This is a genomic window from Paenibacillus sp. P3E, assembly GCF_001909045.1.
GTDB classification, from domain to species: domain Bacteria; phylum Bacillota; class Bacilli; order Paenibacillales; family Paenibacillaceae; genus Paenibacillus_AQ; species Paenibacillus_AQ helianthi.
This window is the reverse complement of sequence record NZ_LVWH01000080.1, coordinates 1-2,624: the sequence shown is the minus strand read 5'-3', so window position 1 is coordinate 2,624 and position 2,624 is coordinate 1. Positions and strand designations below refer to the sequence as shown.

Below are 2,624 nucleotides of genomic sequence, written 5' to 3'. Positions count from 1 at the left end.
ATTTCATAATGTGCCATAATATTGGCCTCTGGCCGATTTCAACCATCGGTTTTGGTCTGAGATGTGATTCTTCGCTGATTCGCGTTCCGTATCCGCCTGCTAGAATAACTACCTTCATTTCATTAGCCTCCGAACTATTATTTATCTAATACAAAGCTTCTGATCTTACTAACAACGTAGTCGATTTTCTCCTTAGTTAATCCAGGATATACTCCTACTAAGAATGTATCATGCATAATTTTATCAGTATTCTTGAGATCTCCACTTATTCTATAATTCACATTATGGAACGCTGGTTGACGAGTCAGATTACCAGCAAACAACATCCGCGTCTGAATACGATTTGCTTCTAAGTACTCAACAATCTCATTTTTCGTAAATTTAGCGCCATCCTGTACAGTTAACATGAATCCGAACCAACTTGGGTCTGAATTTTCAGTAGCTCTCGGAAGAATAAAGTGTTCTCCCAAATCCTTCAAACCTTCAAATAAACGTTTAAAATTATCTTTACGTGCTTGAGTAAAGGTAGGAACTTTTTTAAGTTGCTCCACCCCAATAGCTGCCTGCATCTCCGTAACTCGCAAATTGAAGCCAATATGAGAGTAAGTATATTTATGATCATATCCGTAAGGCAAGGATCCTAATTCCCATCCGAAGCGTTTATTACATGTATTATCACAACCTGATGGACACCAGCAATCTCTACCCCAGTCTCTGAAAGACTCTATGATTGATTTGAGCAAAGCGTTATTGGTATATACTGCGCCACCTTCACCCATAGTCATGTGGTGCGGAGGGTAAAAGCTTGATGTACCGATATGTCCGTGTGTACCAGTTAATTTACCATTAAATTTAGAACCAAGTGCATCGCAGTTATCTTCAACTACCCATAGATTAAACTTCGCAGCAATTTCCATAACCTTGTCCAGTTCAAATGGATTGCCCATTGTATGTGCAACCATGATCGCTTTGGTCTTTGGTGTGATTGCTTCTTCAATACGATCTACTATGATGTTGTAGGTGCCCAATTCCACGTCGATAAATACAGGAACAGCACCGTTCTGTACGATGGGTGTTACAGTAGTTGGGAAACCCGCTGCGACTGTGATTACTTCATCTCCCGGTTTAATCTGACGATCCTTCAGCTTCGGGGATGTTAGAGCAGAAAATGCTAAGAGGTTAGCAGAGGAGCCAGAGTTAGTCAGAAGTGCGTATCTAACGCCAAGGAATTCAGCATATTCCTTTTCAAATTGTTTGTTATATCGACCAGCGGTAAGCCAAAAGTCTAGTGAGGAGTCTACCAAGCTTCTCATTTCTTTTTCGTCGTATACGCGACCCCCATAAGATACTTGGGTTGCTTCAGGATCAAAACCTTCGTTTCTATCAGAATGAAATAGCTCGTAGTAGTTTTCAACTTTAGATAATATATCGAGTCTCATTATTTTCTCGAACTCAGTTTTACTAATTTCAGCAAATGGAGTAATAATCTCCTCAGAGATATTTGATTTAACACGAATATCTAAATATAATTTTTCTGTCAAATCCCCGTGTATAACTTCGAAGTTATACTTCTCTGAAAATCCATTGGGAAGATTATTAAAAAGATTGTATACCTCGACCTGATTCCCTCTCGCATCAGAAGAAATCAAAGCATATTCACCTGATTCTTTGACTAATACAATTACGCCTTGCTTTAGCATTACTACACCCCTTACGAATTTTTAGAGGCTCTAAAACTCCAGTATTTGTGGCCAAAAAAGCTGACCCCTGTAGTTAGAAAAAGAGCTATCGCCTGAGCGATTAATTTATTCATTCCTATTGTATCAACTAATAAAGTTAATAGAAACAAGTTAACAAAAAAAGTAATAGCGTATACAGAAAAAAATTTCACACCACTTTTGGCATTGTAACTCTTTTGTTGAAAGGTCCACTTGTTATTCCATAAATAACTATGAGTCACACCTATTAGATGGGAAAAAATGAGTGCAAATAGATAATTGTCGATGATGAAATGTATAAAGGCTGCATATGCCGCAAAACCAACAATAGTATTTAATATCCCGACTACTATAAATTTAATAGACTGATTCATTTTTGATCCACTAACCCCCATTGATGTGAAATTTTCTCTGGCTTTAAAGCCCGGTTAAGTGCCTTCACCTCACTTATTTCACTGTAAAACCTTTATCCATTTTAACCCAATCCCCGATAGATCGTCGCATTTTACTATTTTCAAAATGATTCAATTTACTATGCCGAGTGTTTTTCAATTGACCATTAATATAACCTTCAGTATTCCCGTTATCATTTGCAATAACCAAAAAGTTCATTTTATTAGTTTCTAAAGAAAATTGTAGTGGAAGAGACCATTCTTAGCCATTACAATAATTAAAATTATATAAATTTTGATTTTCGTTATCTTGTTGAACATTAAATCCTTTGAATCCGTCCTGTATGAATACCTATTAAAGCAGCATACGGTACTTGAATATCACCTTGCTTTAGCAATAATTCAATAGTAAATTGCTGATCCAGATTAACTGGTGACAATTTTTTTCTTTACTCCAACAAACTTATTGTTTTTATGATCATAACCGAATAGTCTATCATATATAGAGTAATGC

The 2,624-nt window shown here is 36.5% G+C and carries 3 protein-coding genes; all 3 read right to left on the bottom strand.

The features are described 5' to 3' along the window. Positions 1-118: sugar phosphate nucleotidyltransferase (locus tag A3842_RS31945; protein ID WP_256701592.1), on the bottom strand; the 118-nt coding region annotated here is incomplete at its 3' end. Between the two features lie 19 nt (positions 119-137). Next, on the bottom strand, positions 138-1,700 hold the full coding sequence (gene rfbH, locus A3842_RS08300; RefSeq protein WP_218618667.1) for a lipopolysaccharide biosynthesis protein RfbH: 1,563 nt from the start codon (positions 1,698-1,700) through the stop codon (positions 138-140). Between the two features lie 11 nt (positions 1,701-1,711). Beyond that, positions 1,712-2,092: a GtrA family protein gene (locus A3842_RS08295; protein WP_074101056.1), complete on the bottom strand. Its 381-nt coding sequence runs from the start codon at positions 2,090-2,092 to the stop codon at positions 1,712-1,714. Positions 2,093-2,624: the final 532 nt, after the last annotated feature.

Coding starts and splice junctions, on each gene's coding strand:
- rfbH (WP_218618667.1), bottom strand. CDS start 1,700: ATGCTAAAGCAAGGCGTAATTGTATTAGTCAAAGAATCAGGTGAATAT.
- A3842_RS08295 (WP_074101056.1), bottom strand. CDS start 2,092: ATGAATCAGTCTATTAAATTTATAGTAGTCGGGATATTAAATACTATT.